Source organism: Streptomyces sp. NPDC047002 (assembly GCF_040704505.1).
Lineage (GTDB): Bacteria > Actinomycetota > Actinomycetes > Streptomycetales > Streptomycetaceae > Streptomyces.
The window spans coordinates 41,618-56,096 of sequence record NZ_JBEYWC010000027.1 but is presented as its reverse complement, the minus strand read 5'-3'; the positions used below and the strand labels follow the sequence as shown (position 1 = coordinate 56,096).

Annotated in this window: 12 protein-coding genes and 2 pseudogenes; 5 read left to right on the top strand and 9 right to left on the bottom strand. The window is 73.7% G+C overall.

Translation table 11 applies throughout. The annotated features are described in order from the left end of the window. The first annotated feature begins 264 nt into the window (after positions 1-264). Positions 265-1,227 carry a hypothetical protein gene (locus tag AB0910_RS23095; protein WP_366746516.1) on the top strand — a complete coding sequence of 321 codons (963 nt, stop codon included), beginning with the start codon at positions 265-267 and terminating at the stop codon, positions 1,225-1,227. Here AB0910_RS23095 and AB0910_RS23090 read toward each other — a convergent pair. Both AB0910_RS23090 and AB0910_RS23085 read right to left on the bottom strand, forming a co-directional pair. Further along, positions 1,220-2,062: a histone deacetylase gene (locus AB0910_RS23090; RefSeq protein WP_366746515.1), complete on the bottom strand. Its 843-nt coding sequence runs from the start codon at positions 2,060-2,062 to the stop codon at positions 1,220-1,222. The genes AB0910_RS23095 and AB0910_RS23090 overlap by 8 nt on opposite strands. Beyond that, on the bottom strand, positions 2,059-2,748 hold the full coding sequence (locus AB0910_RS23085; protein ID WP_366746514.1) for a TetR family transcriptional regulator: 690 nt from the start codon (positions 2,746-2,748) through the stop codon (positions 2,059-2,061). Before AB0910_RS23085 ends, AB0910_RS23090 begins: the two co-directional genes overlap by 4 nt. A gap of 152 nt (positions 2,749-2,900) precedes the next feature. Between AB0910_RS23085 and AB0910_RS23080 the strand changes: the two are divergent. From AB0910_RS23080 to AB0910_RS23065, 4 genes and pseudogenes are all read left to right on the top strand, one after another. Further along, positions 2,901-3,245, top strand: a pseudogene (locus AB0910_RS23080) (SDR family NAD(P)-dependent oxidoreductase); the annotation flags it as partial. Positions 3,246-3,324: 79 nt separating this feature from the next. Then, the gene (locus AB0910_RS23075; protein ID WP_366746555.1) at positions 3,325-3,867 is read left to right on the top strand and encodes a hypothetical protein; all 543 of its coding nucleotides are present in this window, start codon (positions 3,325-3,327) and stop codon (positions 3,865-3,867) included. Between the two features lie 285 nt (positions 3,868-4,152). Then, positions 4,153-6,141 carry an ABC transporter ATP-binding protein gene (locus AB0910_RS23070; protein ID WP_366746513.1) on the top strand — a complete coding sequence of 663 codons (1,989 nt, stop codon included), beginning with the start codon at positions 4,153-4,155 and terminating at the stop codon, positions 6,139-6,141. A gap of 199 nt (positions 6,142-6,340) precedes the next feature. Continuing rightward, a complete protein-coding gene (locus AB0910_RS23065; RefSeq protein WP_366746512.1) occupies positions 6,341-7,201 on the top strand; it encodes a methyltransferase domain-containing protein in 861 nt (286 codons plus the stop codon). 51 nt (positions 7,202-7,252) lie between these two features. Here AB0910_RS23065 and AB0910_RS23060 read toward each other — a convergent pair whose 3' ends face one another. The 7 genes and pseudogenes from AB0910_RS23060 to AB0910_RS23030 form a co-directional block, all read right to left on the bottom strand. Then, complete coding sequence (locus AB0910_RS23060; protein ID WP_366746511.1) at positions 7,253-9,379, bottom strand: NACHT domain-containing protein; 2,127 nt, start codon at positions 9,377-9,379, stop codon at positions 7,253-7,255. A gap of 220 nt (positions 9,380-9,599) precedes the next feature. Then, the gene (locus AB0910_RS23055; protein WP_366746510.1) at positions 9,600-10,712 is read right to left on the bottom strand and encodes a TerB family tellurite resistance protein; all 1,113 of its coding nucleotides are present in this window, start codon (positions 10,710-10,712) and stop codon (positions 9,600-9,602) included. 123 nt (positions 10,713-10,835) lie between these two features. Then, the gene (locus AB0910_RS23050; RefSeq protein WP_366746509.1) at positions 10,836-11,231 is read right to left on the bottom strand and encodes a DUF3592 domain-containing protein; all 396 of its coding nucleotides are present in this window, start codon (positions 11,229-11,231) and stop codon (positions 10,836-10,838) included. 778 nt (positions 11,232-12,009) lie between these two features. Further along, the gene (locus AB0910_RS23045) at positions 12,010-12,567 is read right to left on the bottom strand and encodes a hypothetical protein (protein ID WP_366746508.1); all 558 of its coding nucleotides are present in this window, start codon (positions 12,565-12,567) and stop codon (positions 12,010-12,012) included. Continuing rightward, complete coding sequence (locus tag AB0910_RS23040) at positions 12,564-13,106, bottom strand: DUF2398 family protein (RefSeq protein ID WP_366746507.1); 543 nt, start codon at positions 13,104-13,106, stop codon at positions 12,564-12,566. The genes AB0910_RS23045 and AB0910_RS23040 overlap by 4 nt, the downstream gene beginning before the upstream one ends. A 40-nt stretch (positions 13,107-13,146) precedes the next feature. Beyond that, positions 13,147-13,791: pseudogene (locus AB0910_RS23035) on the bottom strand (DUF2398 family protein); the annotation flags it as partial. Then, on the bottom strand, positions 13,760-14,434 hold the full coding sequence (locus tag AB0910_RS23030) for a DUF2397 family protein (RefSeq protein WP_366746506.1): 675 nt from the start codon (positions 14,432-14,434) through the stop codon (positions 13,760-13,762). The pseudogene AB0910_RS23035 and the gene AB0910_RS23030, both read right to left, overlap by 32 nt. Positions 14,435-14,479: the final 45 nt, after the last annotated feature.

Here is a 14,479-nt window from a genome sequence, read left to right as displayed (position 1 = left end):
GGCTACATTCTGCGCCCGCCCCCCGACACCGCGGGCGCTCCGCCCCCAGCCTGTGGAAAACCCGCGCCCCGCCCCTGTGGACAACCGGAGGAACCGCAGGACAGCGGCGCTGCGGCGGGCCGGCCCTCCGCATCTGTCGAGAAGCTGTGTGCGTTGGGTCTCCGATGCGTAACCGGTCGAGAACTCCGGGCCCGCGCACCGTGTGTGAGGGAGAGACGCTCCGCACCGCCGGAGCACCTGAGTTCACCTTCGAGGAGTCACCTGATGTTCCGGAAGCGCATGGGCACCCTGGCCGCCGTCTCGGCCTTCGCCGCCGCGGCCATGACCCTGACCGCGTGCGGCGCGACGACGACCGGCGCCGCCCCGGCCGCTTCGTCCGGCGCCCCCGCCCCGTCCACCGCGGCCCCCGCGGGCGGCAGCGGCGTGGCGCTCCAGGCGCCCGCCCAGGGCCTGAAGGTCGTCCCCGGCACGGCCCAGCAGAACCACGCGCCGAGCACCACGGGCGACCTGGCCGACCCGCCGGGGCAGCAGACCACCACGGCGGGCCGCGCGTGGACCGAGCTCGCGGCGTCGAAGGCGGGCGACCTCGACCCGGTCGTCGTCAACGGCGCCGGATTCACCCTCTACCGGTTCGACAAGGACACGCCGGACCCGTCAGCCTCCCACTGCACCGGCGACTGCGCCGTGACCTGGCCGCCCGTCGTCCTCGACCCTCACGGCAAGCTGTTCCTCGACGGCGTCGACATGAAGAAGGTCGGTGCGATCAGGCGCGACGACGGCTCGATCCAGCTGACCATCGCCGGCTGGCCGGTCTACCGCTTCAGCAAGGACCTCAAGCCGGGCCAGACCAACGGCCAGGGCGTCGGCGGCACCTGGTTCGGCGTGACACCGGACGGCGGCAAGGCCGGCGCCGCCGGTGCGGGCGCGGGCGCGGGCGCGGGCGCGAGCAGCGGTACGGGAGCGGGTACGGGGGCGGCCGTGCCCGCGACCAACGCCGTCCTGTTCGACGACAAGAACTTCGCGGACAACGGTTCGCAGGGCGTCTCGGGCACCGGCTGCCAGAACGTCCCGCGCCCCGGCGTCGCCTCGTCCCTCCAGACGGACGGCACGCTGAAGCTCTGGTCGCAGCCCGACTGCACGGGCGACTCCAAGGTCGTCAGCGGCAGCGTGCCCGACCTCGCGAGCGTCGGCTTCGACGACAGGACCGCGTCGATCCGCTTCAACTGACCGTCCCGGGGCGGCCGGCCACCCGGCCGCCTCCAGGACCTCTCGTTCGGATCATGGCGGGCTCGCCCGCCAGGGCCACGGCACCGTCCGCCGCCGCCAGCCGTGCGACCGCCTCGATGCGCCAGTGCCCCGCGGCACCGGGCCACCGCGCGAGGTAGCGCGCCACCGTACGGGCGTCCCCCGCGCCCGCCTCGACGAGGCCCGCCGCGAGGTGTGTGAGGTACGGCGCGGACGGCGGGTTCGCCGCGACGTCCCGCACGCCCCAGGGCGCGGTGAACGTCACCACCGGGACACCGCCGTGCGACCCCGGGTGCACGAGCGTCTCGTAGTGCCCGCCGCCCAGCCGGGCCCGGCCCGTGGCCAGCGCGTCGGCGAGGGCGGGACCGAGGCCGGGGCCCGTGCCGGGCGCGCGGCCCATCTCCTGCGCGACGACGTCGGCGAACTGCCCGGTCGTGATGAGGTGCGCCCGCACCAGGACCTGACCCGCGGCGCCCGCCCCGCCCGGCACCGCGGGCACCCGCGCGAAATCGTCCGCCGCAGCCCCGGCCACGCCGGGGCCTTCGCCGTCCTGTGGGCGGTGACCGTACGGGCCGCGCGCCGCCGGGTCGTAGAACGCCCGGCCGCCGGTCCACACCTCGGACTCGGTGGCGAAGTACAGCGTGCCCGCGAGCCGCAGCAGGACCGAGGCCGCGGGCGGCCGCGGGTCCCGGCAGCCGGGGTACGTACGGGCGGCGCCCGCGGGGCGGCCGCCCGCGAGGTACGCGGCGAGCCGCGCCCGCCGCATGTTGGAGCCGTACGAGGCGTACCAGACGCGCTCCGGCGCGCGCCCGCTCACGCCCAGGACCCGGCGGCGCGCGCCAGCAGCCCCGAGGCGAGCACGGAGACGAACTCCGCGACGCCCGCCCGGAAGTCGACGCGCATGACAGCGAGCGCGGGGTCGGCCTCGTACACGGCGAGCACGGCGGCCGAGGGGTGCGCGTGCGTCCACACCGCGCCCGCGACCAGCAGCGCTCCCGCGGCGAGCCGCAGCGCGTCCGCGTCGTCGAGCTCCGGCAGGCGCGCCCGCAGCAGCCGGGCGAGGTCGCGGGCGTTCGCGATGCCGGAGCGCTTGTGCTCGGCGGCGACCTCCGTCGACACGTTGCGTTCGAGCACGGCGGCCTGGGCGCCGGCCAGGTCGCACAGCACGGGCCGCTCGGCGAGCGACGCCGCGAGCGCGGCGGCCACCTGGTCGCCGCGCTCCCGCGCTCCCGCGCGCGGGTCCACCGCGGCCGCCAGCACACCGTCGAGCTCCGCGAGCCACTCGCGCGCCGCCCGGTCGAGGAGGACGAGGAGCACGGCCTCGCGGGACTCGAAGTAGCGCAGCACGTTCGACTTGGCGAGGCCGACGCGGCGGCTCAGCTCGTTGAGGCTGAGCCGCGCGACCGGCATCTCGCCGAGCATCGCCGCCGCCGTGTCGAGGATCGCCTGCCGGCGCACGGTGCGCTGCTCCTCGCTGCGGGCGCGCTGGAAGGAGGTGGCCATGCCCCCATCGTACAGACGATTAAAGACTCCCGGTCTGTTGTTAAGGGACCGGTGGTCTGCTACGTTCGGAGGAAGCCAAAAGACCGCCGGTCTCTAAATTCCGCGGGTACCGGCACGCGCCGGTGCGCCGCCAGTGACCAGGAGTGAGAGCGATGTACGAAGTACCCGACAGGACCGGCACGTTCGCGGTCGTCACCGGAGCCAACAGCGGCACGGGGAAGGAGGCGGCCCGCAGGCTCGCCGCGGCGGGCGCGCGGGTCGTGCTGGCCGTGCGGACGCCCGCCAAGGGCGAGCAGGTGCGCGACGAGATCACCGCGCGCCACCCGGGCGCCCGCGTCGAGGTGCGCAGGGTCGACCTGGCGGACCTCGGCTCGGTGCAGGAGTGCGCGGACGGCCTCCTCGCCGACGGCACCCCCCTCGACCTGCTCGTCAACAACGCGGGCGTCATGCATCCGCCGTCCCGGATGGCCACGGCCGACGGCTTCGAGCTCCAGTTCGGCAGCAACTACCTCGGCCCGTTCGCCCTCACGCTCCGGCTGCTGCCCGCCCTGCTCGCCGCGCCCGCGCCGCGCCACCATGAGCAGCGGCACCGCCAACTTCGGCCGCATCGACTTCGACGACCTCCAGTGGGAGCGTCGCCGCTACCGCCCGGGCGCGTCGTACGCGCAGTCCAAGCTCGCGAACCTCATGTTCACCCGCCAACTCGCCGCCCACGCCGACGCGTACGGCTGGCCCCTGCTCAGCACTGCGGCGCACCCCGGCTTCACCCGCACCAACCTCCAGACCGCAGGCCGCGAACTCGGCCCCGACCGGCCCTCCTTGACCAGCCGGCTGGCCGCCGTCGGCCGGCTCCTCCCCTCCCAGGGGGTGGAGCCGGGCGCCGAGCCCCTCCTCTACGCGGCCACCGGCCCCGAGGCCGCCCAGGGCGCCTACTACGGCCCCACCGGCCGCTTCCAGCTCGTCGGCCCCGCGGGCCCGGCGCGCATCACCCGGCGCGCTCTCGACCCGGCGGCCAACGCCCGCCTGTGGACCGCCTCTGAACGGCTCACCGGCGTACGGCTCGCCGACTGCGCGGCGGCCGCGCCGCACGGGACCGCCGGCCGCCGCCCCACCGCATGAGCCCCACGGGGGCGACCGCGCCCCCCTCGCCCCGCGTGGACCGCTCCCGTCATCCCACGGGCTCCGACGCGCCCTCCCGCGCGCCGTCCGCAACACCCTTCAATGGGCCGCAGGCAACGGCACGACCAAGCGCGACACCGACAACACGGCTGTCTGGAGCGGACATTGGCGAAGCCCCACCCCACACGGAGCACCGGGACCACCCACCGGACGGCCCCCGAAGGGCCGCCACCGCCCGCGCCGCCCCCGCCCGGGGCAGCCCCCAAGGAGACGCCTCCTGCGGGCATGGCGGAACCGCCGCCGCCGGACGCCGCCGTCTCCGACTCCGAGCGGACGCTGTTCGGCGGCCCTCTACGCTACGACCTGGGCTTCACCCAGCACGACGACGCCTTCTTCCAGCTCAGCCTGCGCGCGATGCTGGCCCGCCTCCCGTACCTCCTCCGCCTGACGGGCGGCCTCGCGTGGGAGGCCGACAGACGGGCGCTCCAGGCGGTCACCGCGGCGGAGTCGGGCCGCGGCGCGGTCCAGGCGGTGGGGCTCGTCGCGGTCAACAGGGTCCTCGCCCACCTGCTGTCGGGCGGCTCGACCGCCGACCGCCTCACCCAGGCGTCCGGCGCGCTCGCGGTGGCGGGCGGCGCCGCACTGCTCGGGGCGCTGCTGCGCGCCCTGGCCACAGCGGCGACGGGCCAGTTGGAGCCCAAGGTCGAACGCGTCGCCACCGAACGGTACTTGTGGCACACCGCGCGGGTCGAGCTTGCGGCCATCGAGGACGACGAGTTCCACAAGCTGCTCGACAGCGCGCAGTACGGGGCCGGTTCCGCACGCCGCATGGTGCAGCACTGCCAGAGCGTCCTCGGCGCGGTCCTCTCCCTGGTCGCCGCGGCCGGTGTGCTCGCCGTGCTCCACCCGCTGCTGCTGCCCCTGCTGGTGGCGATGACAGTGCCGCGCTCCTGGGCCGCGCTGTCGCTCGCCCGCCGCCGCTACCTCTCGTTCCAGGTGTGGGTCCAGCACCAGCGGGCCGGGCACCTGCTCAGCCAGCTCCTCATCTCCACCGACGCCGCGCCGGAGATCCGGGTGCACGGCATCGGCCCGTACCTGCTGCACCACTACCGCGCCATGTCCGAGGCGCAGGAGGCCGAGCAGCGCAGGCTGGCCCGGCTCGCCGCGCGCACCGGCCTGGTCGCCGCCGGCTGGACGGGGCTCGCGACGGCCGCCACGTACGCCACGCTCGGCGGACTGCTGTGGACCGGTGCGATGGCGCTCTCCGTGGGCGGCACGGCGGTCCTGGCGATCAGGAGCGGCTCCGCGAGCCTCGACAACCTGGTGCTCCAGATCAACTACCTGCACGAGGAGAGCCTGTTCGTCGGCGACCTGCACCGCCTCATCGAGGAGGCCAAGCTGCGCGCCGTGCCCGAGGGCGGCACCACACTGCCGGAGGACCCGGCGGCGATCACGTTCGAGGACGTGGTGTTCACCTACCGCGGCAAGGACAACAAGCGTGCGCTCGACGGCGTCTCCCTCACCGTCCCCGCCGGGAAGATCGTCGCGCTGGTGGGGGAGAACGGCAGCGGCAAGACCACCCTCGTCAAGCTGCTCTCCGGGCTCTACCAGCCCGACGCGGGCCGCATCCTCTGGGACGGCGTGGACGCGGCCGGCGCCGACCGCGCGGAGCTCGTCTCCCGCGTCGCCGTCGTCGGACAGGACTTCTACCGCTGGCCGTTCACCGCCGCGGTCAACGTCAGCATCGGCCGCCCCGACGTCCCCGAGTCCCGGGAACGCCTCGACGCCGCGGCCCACTACGCGGGCGCAGACGACCTCATCGCCTCGCTCCCGCGCGGCTGGTCGACCCTCCTCGCCCGCGCCTACAAGGGCGGCCACCAGCTCTCCGGCGGCGAGTGGCAGCGCCTCGGACTGGCCCGCGCCCACTACCGCGCCGGCCGCATCCTCATCGTCGACGAACCCACCTCCGCGCTCGACGCCAAGGCGGAACAGCGCCTCTTCGAGCAGATCCGTGCCCTCGCCGACGCCGGCCAGACCGTCATCCTGATCACCCACCGCCTCGGCTCGGTACGCGCCGCCGACCTCATCCACGTCCTCGACCACGGCAAGGTCATCGAATCCGGCACCTTCGACACCCTCATCTCCCCCACCACCCCAGGCCCCGGCGCCTTCCGCGCCCTCTACACCCTCCAGGCCGCCCAGTACGCCCCGCCGGCCCCCACCACCCCCGGCCGGCCCCCCACCGGGACGGCCGACACCCCCGCCCGGCCGTGACCCACGCGACCCGCCCCGTGCGCCACGGGGCGACCCGTACGATGGCGCCATGAGCACCCCGCACTACTGCTTCCTGTGACCACGGCGCGTTGAGGGCGATGCCGGCCGGCATCGCCCTCCGCGGTGTGCCTGCGGCAACCGGCCCCGCGCGCAGGCACCTTCCCCCCCCGTCACGTCACAGCTGCCGCCCGGAGTGCCCATGCCCGCCGCCCCGTTCCCCCCTGCCCTCGCGCCCCTGCTCGGCCTGCTGCGCTGCCCGACGTGCGGCGGCCGCCTCCACGCAGGACCCGGCGCGGTGCGCTGCCGCGCGGGACACACCTACGACGTCGCCCGCCAGGGCTACGTCAGCCTCCTGACCGGGCAGCGCGCCACCAGCGGAGACAGCGCGCCGATGGCGCGCGCCCGGCAGCGCTTCCTGGCCGCGGGCCACTACGCGCCGCTGCGCGAAGCCGTGGCGCGCCTCGCGGCCGGCGCAGGCGCCGAGCGCGGCACGGTCCTCGACGTCGGCTGCGGCACGGGCTACTACCTGGCCGGCGTGCTCGACCGGCTGCCAGGAGCCCGCGGTCTCGGCCTCGACACGTCGGTGCGGGCACTGCGCTCCGCGGTCCAGGCGCACCGGCGGGCCGCCGGCGCGAGCTGGGACGCCTTCCGCGCCTTCCCGCTGCCGGACGGCGCGTTCGACCTCGTCCTGAACGTCTTCGCCCCGCGCAACCCGGCCGAGTTCCACCGCGTACTGCACCCCGCGGGCCGCCTGGTCGTCCTCCGCCCCACCGCACGCCACCTCGCCGAACTGCGCGGCCGCCTCCCCGCGATGGTCGGCATCGACCCGGCCAAGGAGCACCGGCTGCACCGGGCGCTCGACCCCTTCTTCACGGCCGCGGACACCCGCACCGTCGAGTACACCGCCCCCCTGTCCCCGCCCGAAGCCCTCGACCTCCTCCACATGACACCGAGCGCCCACCACCTGCCCCCCCCCGGCCGCATCGGGCCCGGCAGCCCGCTGCCGCACCGCACCACGGTCTCGGTCCTGGCGACCGCGTACCGGCCGCGGCGGGACTGACCTCCCGACCAGGCCGCCGAGTCCCGCCCCCCCCGGGCCGCCGATCGCCCCTCATCGGGCCGCTCCCGGCGGACCAGCGGGGGCCGGCTCGGTGGCGAGCCACTGCTGGAGCTCCCGGTGGCGGAACTGGTACGCGTTGCCCGATTTCCTCAACAGGCCCGCGTCGTACGCGCACGCGAGGAACCGGCCGGGACGGAGCGGCAGCAGGCCGCGCGCGCGGGCGCACAGGGCGAAGGCCGCGTACCGCCGCGTCGCGTCGCATTCCACCAGGAAGATCGGGGCGCACCAGCCGACGACGGCGACCAGGAAGGTCGGCCCTGCGTGCGGCGGCGCACCGGACTTGACGGCGGCGAAGACGTCGAGCCCGCCGGTCGCGAGCCCCAGCGCGGCCCCCCAGGTGATGCCGGCGACCCCCGCCGCCCCCAGGTCCGCGCGTGCGAACCGGCCGGGGCCCCTGGGGGAGGCGTCAGGGGCGCGGTCGGACGTGATGGGCTGCGCGCGTGCGTGGAAGGCGCTGGTGGTCCACGCGAACAGCGCGACGGAGCAGCCGCCGGGCCCTACGAGGTACACGGCTGCGTCGGTGTCCACCATGGCCGCGAACAGCGTCAGCGCCGCGGTGTTCAGGAGCACGGTGCGCAGCCGGCCGCGCGCGGCCGGAGCGACCAGCGCTCGCCAATCGGTCCGTGCGGGGCGGGCGTTGAAGCGATTGAACAGCATCATCGCGGGCGGCATCATACCCGCGTAGACGAAGGCCAGGGCGAGGCCCGCATCGGGCCGGCCGACCGCCGCGTAGAGCAGGGCGGCCACACCGGAGAGGAAGAGGGTGAACAGCAGGTATTCCGCAAGCAGGACGAGCCTTCGGCCGCCGATGGGCCACAGCTCGGTCAGGCGGATGTCCACGTGCGGGCCCAGGTGCCGGGCGATCAGCGCGAGCCGGCGGTGCGTCTGGTCCGGTGTGCAGCGGTCGAGGTACGGATGCAGCTGGTGCGAGGCGGGGACGAGGCCGCGCAGCAGGTGCCGGTCGAGCGCGCGGGCGGTGGGCAGCCTCAGCAACTCGGTGGGGTCGCCGGAGCGGTGGTGGACCGTGGCGGTGAGGCACAGCCGCCACGGGGTGGACAGGCTGGTGGCCAGGGTGCCGGCAGGATGCGCACGCAGATGGCCCAGAAGGGGGCCCCACCGGGCGTCGCCGCCGTACCGGTCGCCCAGGTAGCGCAGCGCCTCCGACGGCGTGACGGGGTCGATCGCCACCTCTGCCGCGTGGCTCAGCCGGTCGGCAGGGGCGAGCGCGTCGTAGTGCTCGCTGCGGCAGGTGAGGATCACCGGGCCCGCGCGCAGACCGCGGCCGTACTCGTCGAGGGCCCGCAGGGCGCGCCGGGTCCGCCACAGCCGCGCGGCCTGCCCTTCCGCACCGTCCCTGCCGGGCCGGCCCGCCGGGTCGCTCCGCGAGGCGTCCATCTCGTCGAGGCCGTCCAGTACGGGCAGGACAAGACCCTGCTCGACGAGGTACGCGGCGCGCCGCTGCGGCCAGTCGTACGCGTCGACCAGATGGGCGATGAGCAGGTCGTCGAGGGAGGTCTCAGGCTGCCACCCGGCAAGGGACACGCGGACGGGCACCGGGTCCCGCTCGGCGCGGTTCTCCACCAGGGCGAGCAGCAGTTCGAGGGCGAGGACGGTCTTTCCCGCACCGGGCGCACCGGTGACCACCAGACGGGCGGGGGCCGCCGCGCGGTAGTGGGCGGCGATGTCCCGGAGGCCGCTCGGCGCCGCCGCCTCGTGGAAGAGCTGCCCGCGCTCCGCCGCGGCCCCTGCCTGGCGGGGGCCGCGCACCGTGTAGCGGAGGTTGATCCGCGTCCAGTCCTTGCCCACCAGGGCACGCCACTGGGCGGTTTCCGCGCGTTCGACCTGACGGGCCAGGGTCGCCGCCGCCGACAGCGCCAGGGACGCCGCGTCGGCCGGGCTGCCCAGGGCGGCGCGCGCGAGGCCGAGCCCGGCGACGCCCACGACGAGCCCCGCGACGGAGACCGCGAGCGACACCAGCGAGGCCGTGTCGGCGGGGCCCTGCCCTGCGCCGATCCGCGCCCACACCCAGCCGCTCGTGGCCGCGGTCCCGAGCACACCGGCCACGACGAGGCCGGCCCACGCCCGTCGCTGCCGCCGTCCCCCTGGCCCCGCCCCCATGACGGGCACCCTCCTGCCGGTTGCTCGGGTATGTCAAGCGCCGCCGAACGCGGCTCACTTCGAGGGCGTGGGCGAGCAGCGAGGGCGTGGGCGAGCAGGGAGATCGCGACAGCCGTCAACGCGCCGCCACGCGAATCCCACCCCCGGGTGACGGGCGGGGCGACGGCACAGGGTGGGCCGGTGGCGGACCGTGGTCGGAGCGAACCGCCCGGCCCGCGGGTCAGCAGCGAGCCCGCAGCTCCGATATGACGGCCCGCTCCCGGGCGTTGACGGGACCGTCCACGGCGGCCACCCGTTCGGCGGCATCGAGGAGGTCGCTCAGATCTCCCGGCTCGGCGTCCACGCGCCGCCACACCTCGGCCGGATCGATGTCGACCAGGTGGGCGAACTCCTCGTCGACCAGCTGGTGCCGGTCGTGCACCAGCCGCACCAGGTGCCGGATCAGCTGCGTCTCGTCGTCGGCCATCGTGCCGTCCGCCGAGATGACGAGCCACGCGACCCACAGCATCAACTGCGGGTGCCTGCTGCGCCTGCTCAGGCCCTCCGCGACTTCGACCACGCGCGCGTCGTTGCGGAAGACGGCTTGGGCGTGCCGCCCCGCGAGCAGCGTCGTATACCGGTTCAGCACCACCGCGAGGGGAACGCCGACCACCGGGATGCCGATCTTGACGACGTTCCGCTGGAGCAGGAACTTCCCGACGTACGGAAGCCCCCGGGCGGCGGACAGGACCGACTTCGCGTAGAAGCGCTTGATCAGCGGGCGCACCATGACCGGGACCGCCTTCACCACGCCTTCCCTGACCACTTCGCCGCTCTTGATCGTGAAGGCCACCCGGATGAGCTTCCACATGTCCTCGGGGTCCGACGGGTCCAGCGGGACCCGGTAGAGGACCGAGATGTCGTAGGCCAGGCGGAGTTGGAGCCGCGTGATGAACGCGACGTCGACCATCATCGTCGCGACGGCGGCGGGCACGGTCGCCGTCGAGGCGCCGCCGAGGCTCCCGAGGGTGGCGGCGACGGCCGCCGAGTACGCCCCGGCGGAGAGGCCGCCTTCGAGCGCGGCGTACCGCGCCGCCAGCTTGATCCGCTGGTCGACGACGGCGTCCGCGGGGACGCCCCTGTACCGCTCCTTGAAGTACTGCCAGTCGACCTTGTCGGTGTAGGAGCTCATGGCCTGGGCGCTCAACCTGGTGAACCAGTTGCCCGACTTGATGTCGTGCGTGCTCAGCCCCTTGATGAACTCCCTGATCTCGGCCCGCTCGTGCTCGACGGCCCGCTGGTCGGCGCTGTCGTCGTCGGCATCGTCGACACCGTCGACCGGCTTGTCGGACATGGTGACTTCTCCCAGGGGGTTCGGCGTGGCGCCCGGTTGTGGGCCCAGACAACCACCGCGCGGCGACGGGCGACCCCCGTCGCCGTCAACTCACGTGAGAACGCGCCCGCGCCGCGGCCCGTCTCACCGGCCGGTCGCGAGGAGGAAGACCGCGGCGGCCGTGAACACGCCGCCGATCGCCATCGGAAACGCGACGTTCCCGATCCGCTTCCCCGCGAGGTCGACCCGGGCGGTCTTCGGCGCGCCCGGCAGGTAGAGCACGGGGGCCGCGCCGCCCACGGGAAGGCCCTTGACCCCGGAAAGCCCCGCTTCGAACTCGTGCCGACTGCCCTGGGCGTCGAAGAATCCGACCACCGCGGTGTAGGAGACGCCGTCCTTGGCCGAACCGCTCCGACGGTGCCGGACGACCACCCCCTGGACGCGGACCCCCTCGCGTCGCAGCCGACGATGCACCACGGCCTCGTAGATCCCGGACCCGATGCCGGCGACCCCCAGCAGCAGTAACAGCACCGCCCACATACGCGTCCCCCTCCACCTCCGCCGCGCCCTCGCACGGCCCAGCGTCCTCCTGCCCCAGAAAGGACGCGACACCGGCCAGAGCCGGTTCCTCCCCCCTCCCCGCGCCCGCGCCCCGGAGCGACGACGCACGCTGTTCGGCACCGTCTGCCAGGCGCTCGGCCACGCCCTCTTCTGCGCCGTGTGCGTTGCCGAGGGCGGCGAAGGCGGCCACTGCAGCGGTGTGCAGCGCCTCGACCGTGCTACGGTGAACAGTTCGCGCAGGCTGCGGTAGGCATGGCTGGCGTGCAGGGCGGCGAGGTCGGTCCGGGTAGCTTCTTCCTCGTCGCGAAGGGTTTCCAGCCAGGCTTCCGGCTCCCCTTCCTGCGCCTTCAGCTCGCTCGTCCGCTGTGCGGCGTCTCCGGCCGTCTGGCGTCGCTGCGTGAGGATTTCCAGCTCCCGACTCACCGTCTGTGCGGAGGTGCGCAGGACACCGGACAGGTAGTCGCGGTAACTGGTGAAGAAGGTGCGAAGTGCCGTATCGGGGCACTCTAGGTGTATTGACTCGCGGGGTTGTTGACGTGGGTGATGGGTGGGTGGCCGAGTTCGTCGCGTACGGCGTCGAGGTCATGGAGGTTGCGCGCGACCTTCTCGACGACGTCCTCGTCGAGTCCCGGCAGGCTCTCGCTCAGCAGGGAGGCCCCCCGTGCTCGATACGGTCTCCGAATGTGGGCCGCCGCAGCCGGTGGAGGAGCTGGGTGAGGTTGCGGTAGCGGGTCGCGTCCGTGATGCCGAACACTTCTCATGCCACCCGCGAGCGGTGGAGGACAGCGCAGTCGGTGATGTTGTCGGAGCCGACGATCTCTTTGAGCTGGTCGACTGGCAGGGGCTTTCCGTCTACGACCAGGTGCAGGTCTTCACCGACGCGCCTCGGGGTGACGAAAAACGACGGCAGCGCCTTCTGCGTCGACTTCGAGGCGTGAATGGCGGCGCCGAGGGTGAGGTGGTGGTCGCCGCCCGCGGTTGTACTCCGGAATTCCACCCACAGGTAGCCGAGACGGTTGGTCTGCTCGAACCCGTCCAGAATCAGCCGGGCGAGAGTGGTCCGACCGGTACCTGTCGCGTCCAGTGCCCGTGAGTCGCCGTCCAGCAGATACGGGAGCCGCATTTCCAGGGCCTTGGACTTGCCCGCGCCGTTCTTGCCGCGCAGCAGCAGTCGTCCGTCGCCGAAGGCGAATTCCTGCTCGTCGTACTGCCACACGTTCTGGATGCCCGCGCGGTGCAGCCGGAAGCGGGTGCCGGCGGTCGTCGCGGGTCCGGAACGTGGCTGCGGGACGAGGCCACGTGCATCGGCGGTCACAACGGCAACTCCTCCTGGAGGTCGGCGCCCTTTCGGGCTGCGGAAGCCGGGCGCACGGTCACGGGGGTGGCGTAGCGTGCCGCCGCTGCCAGCAGCACCCAGCCGTCACCGTCGGGACGTGCTCCGCGGACATCGGTCACGGTGCGACCTTCCGGCGCCTCGTCGGCGTACCCTCCAGGCAGGCCGTCTCCGTCGGCACGCAGCTGGCCGGTCCGGGCCATCAGCCGCATGCGTGCCAACAGGTCCAGAACGTCCCCCCGCAGGGCGGAGATGTCCTCCACGTAACCGCGCTGCCAGTTGCTGCGCCGTCCGTACTCGGCGGCCAGTCCAGCCAGCAATTCGTCCACCAGGCCGTCCGGGACGGCGATGCCGATGACGAGCGTTCCTCCGGTCGCTGGGTGTCCAGGACACTGCGGGCGAAGCCGCTCCACGAGCCGTTCCACCAGCAGCAGCGCAGCCTGCGCGACCGTCCCCGTGCCTGGCAGGTGCAGATTGGTCAGCTCGTCCTCGGGGGTCCACCAGCGCCGCTCCCTCGGCACGGATCTCAGTCTCCAGGCCTAGAAGTTCGGAGAACGCCTGCGCTTCGCGGCGCTGACGGGTATGCAACCAGTCGCGTTCGGTGTCGGTCAGCTCGTCGAGGTGGACGACGGGTGTCTCGACGAGTATCCGGCGCACATAGGTGCGAGGTCCGCCGAATCCGGGGTCCGCTGCCCGCCGGACCAGGTCGGCGCCGTCACTAGCCTGGGCGAGCGAACCGGCGACGATGCGGGCCAGCTCGCGATCCACTGTGATCAGGGCCTCTCCGCCCGCGTCCTGCGCGAGCGCGCCCACATGGCCCTCGGTCTCGATGAGGACGCCCCACTCGACGAACTGCCGCAGAGCCGCGGTCAGGGTCCGTTTCCCGGCCGCCCTGCCCGCCTCCTCCAGCTCGATCTCCGCGTCCGCCGCGGCGGCCCTGATATCGGCCACCAGCCGTGACAGCAGCAGTTGTTCGGGTTCGGTCACCAGCACGGACAGGGCCAGCGCGAGGCAGGCGTAGGTGTGCGGAGTGAAGGCGGTGCCGGTGGAGCGCTCCAGCCGGTGGCCCGCGCCTGTCCCCAGCCCCGCCTTGAACAGGCGGGCGTAGGAGCTGTCGACCAGCAGACGGTAGCTGAGCACCTGCTGGAATCGCTTGCCCAGCCAGTCGGCATACCTACGGATCCAGCACCTGGCCGAGAAAGGCATAGAAGTCCCGGATGGAGTCCGCGAACCCGGTGAACTGCACGAACAGCGTGCTGACTCGCTCCAACCCGTCCTGCGGTTCGATGCCGCCGGGCGCGGTCACGAGCTCAGCCAGCTCCCTGAGCCCACGCTTGACCAGGGCAAGCAGCTCGTTGCTCACCTCGCGGGCGGCGTCCGCCTCGGCCAGGACACCATCGGCGTTCCGCTGGACGCGCTCGCCCAACTTCGGCAGCTGGTATCGAGCACGGGACCATTGGTACTCGCTGATGCTGGATGCTTTCACGGTGTGGCTGCTGCGCAGCAGGTTGCCCCACCTCACCAGCTGTTCGAGCCGGATGGTGAGGGTGTCGGCGTCGAGCCCGGCGGTATGGCCCCGGTCCTGGCGCAGCTTCGCCAGGACGTCCGGTACGGCCAGGTCCGCCAGTAGGGTCCCGCAGGAGACCCACATGATCGCCAGGTGCTCCAGCCGCTCGGGGGCGCTGAGGTAGGTGTAAGCGTCCAGTCGGCGCCGCGCCTCGCTGTCGGTGTCCTGCGCGCCCTGAACCTGCGCGACGGCGTCCCGCGCCGCCCCGAGTGCGGGTGGTTCTATGTCTGCGAGGTTACGTGTCGCGTTCGCCCGGCACTGATGAGTGGCCGAAAGTGCCACGAATCCTGCCCGGCCAAGGCTCTGCTCCCGTCCACAAACCGGTTT

What these genes read in the sequence shown, in the direction of transcription:
- AB0910_RS23065 (WP_366746512.1), top strand. Translation starts at nt 6,341, where the DNA reads ATGCCCGCCGCCCCGTTCCCCCCTGCCCTCGCGCCCCTGCTCGGCCTG.
- AB0910_RS23055 (WP_366746510.1), bottom strand. Translation starts at nt 10,712, where the DNA reads ATGTCCGACAAGCCGGTCGACGGTGTCGACGATGCCGACGACGACAGC.
- AB0910_RS23050 (WP_366746509.1), bottom strand. Translation starts at nt 11,231, where the DNA reads ATGTGGGCGGTGCTGTTACTGCTGCTGGGGGTCGCCGGCATCGGGTCC.
- AB0910_RS23060 (WP_366746511.1), bottom strand. Translation starts at nt 9,379, where the DNA reads ATGGGGGCGGGGCCAGGGGGACGGCGGCAGCGACGGGCGTGGGCCGGC.
- AB0910_RS23095 (WP_366746516.1), top strand. Translation starts at nt 265, where the DNA reads ATGTTCCGGAAGCGCATGGGCACCCTGGCCGCCGTCTCGGCCTTCGCC.
- AB0910_RS23085 (WP_366746514.1), bottom strand. Translation starts at nt 2,748, where the DNA reads ATGGCCACCTCCTTCCAGCGCGCCCGCAGCGAGGAGCAGCGCACCGTG.
- AB0910_RS23075 (WP_366746555.1), top strand. Translation starts at nt 3,325, where the DNA reads ATGAGCAGCGGCACCGCCAACTTCGGCCGCATCGACTTCGACGACCTC.
- AB0910_RS23070 (WP_366746513.1), top strand. Translation starts at nt 4,153, where the DNA reads ATGGCGGAACCGCCGCCGCCGGACGCCGCCGTCTCCGACTCCGAGCGG.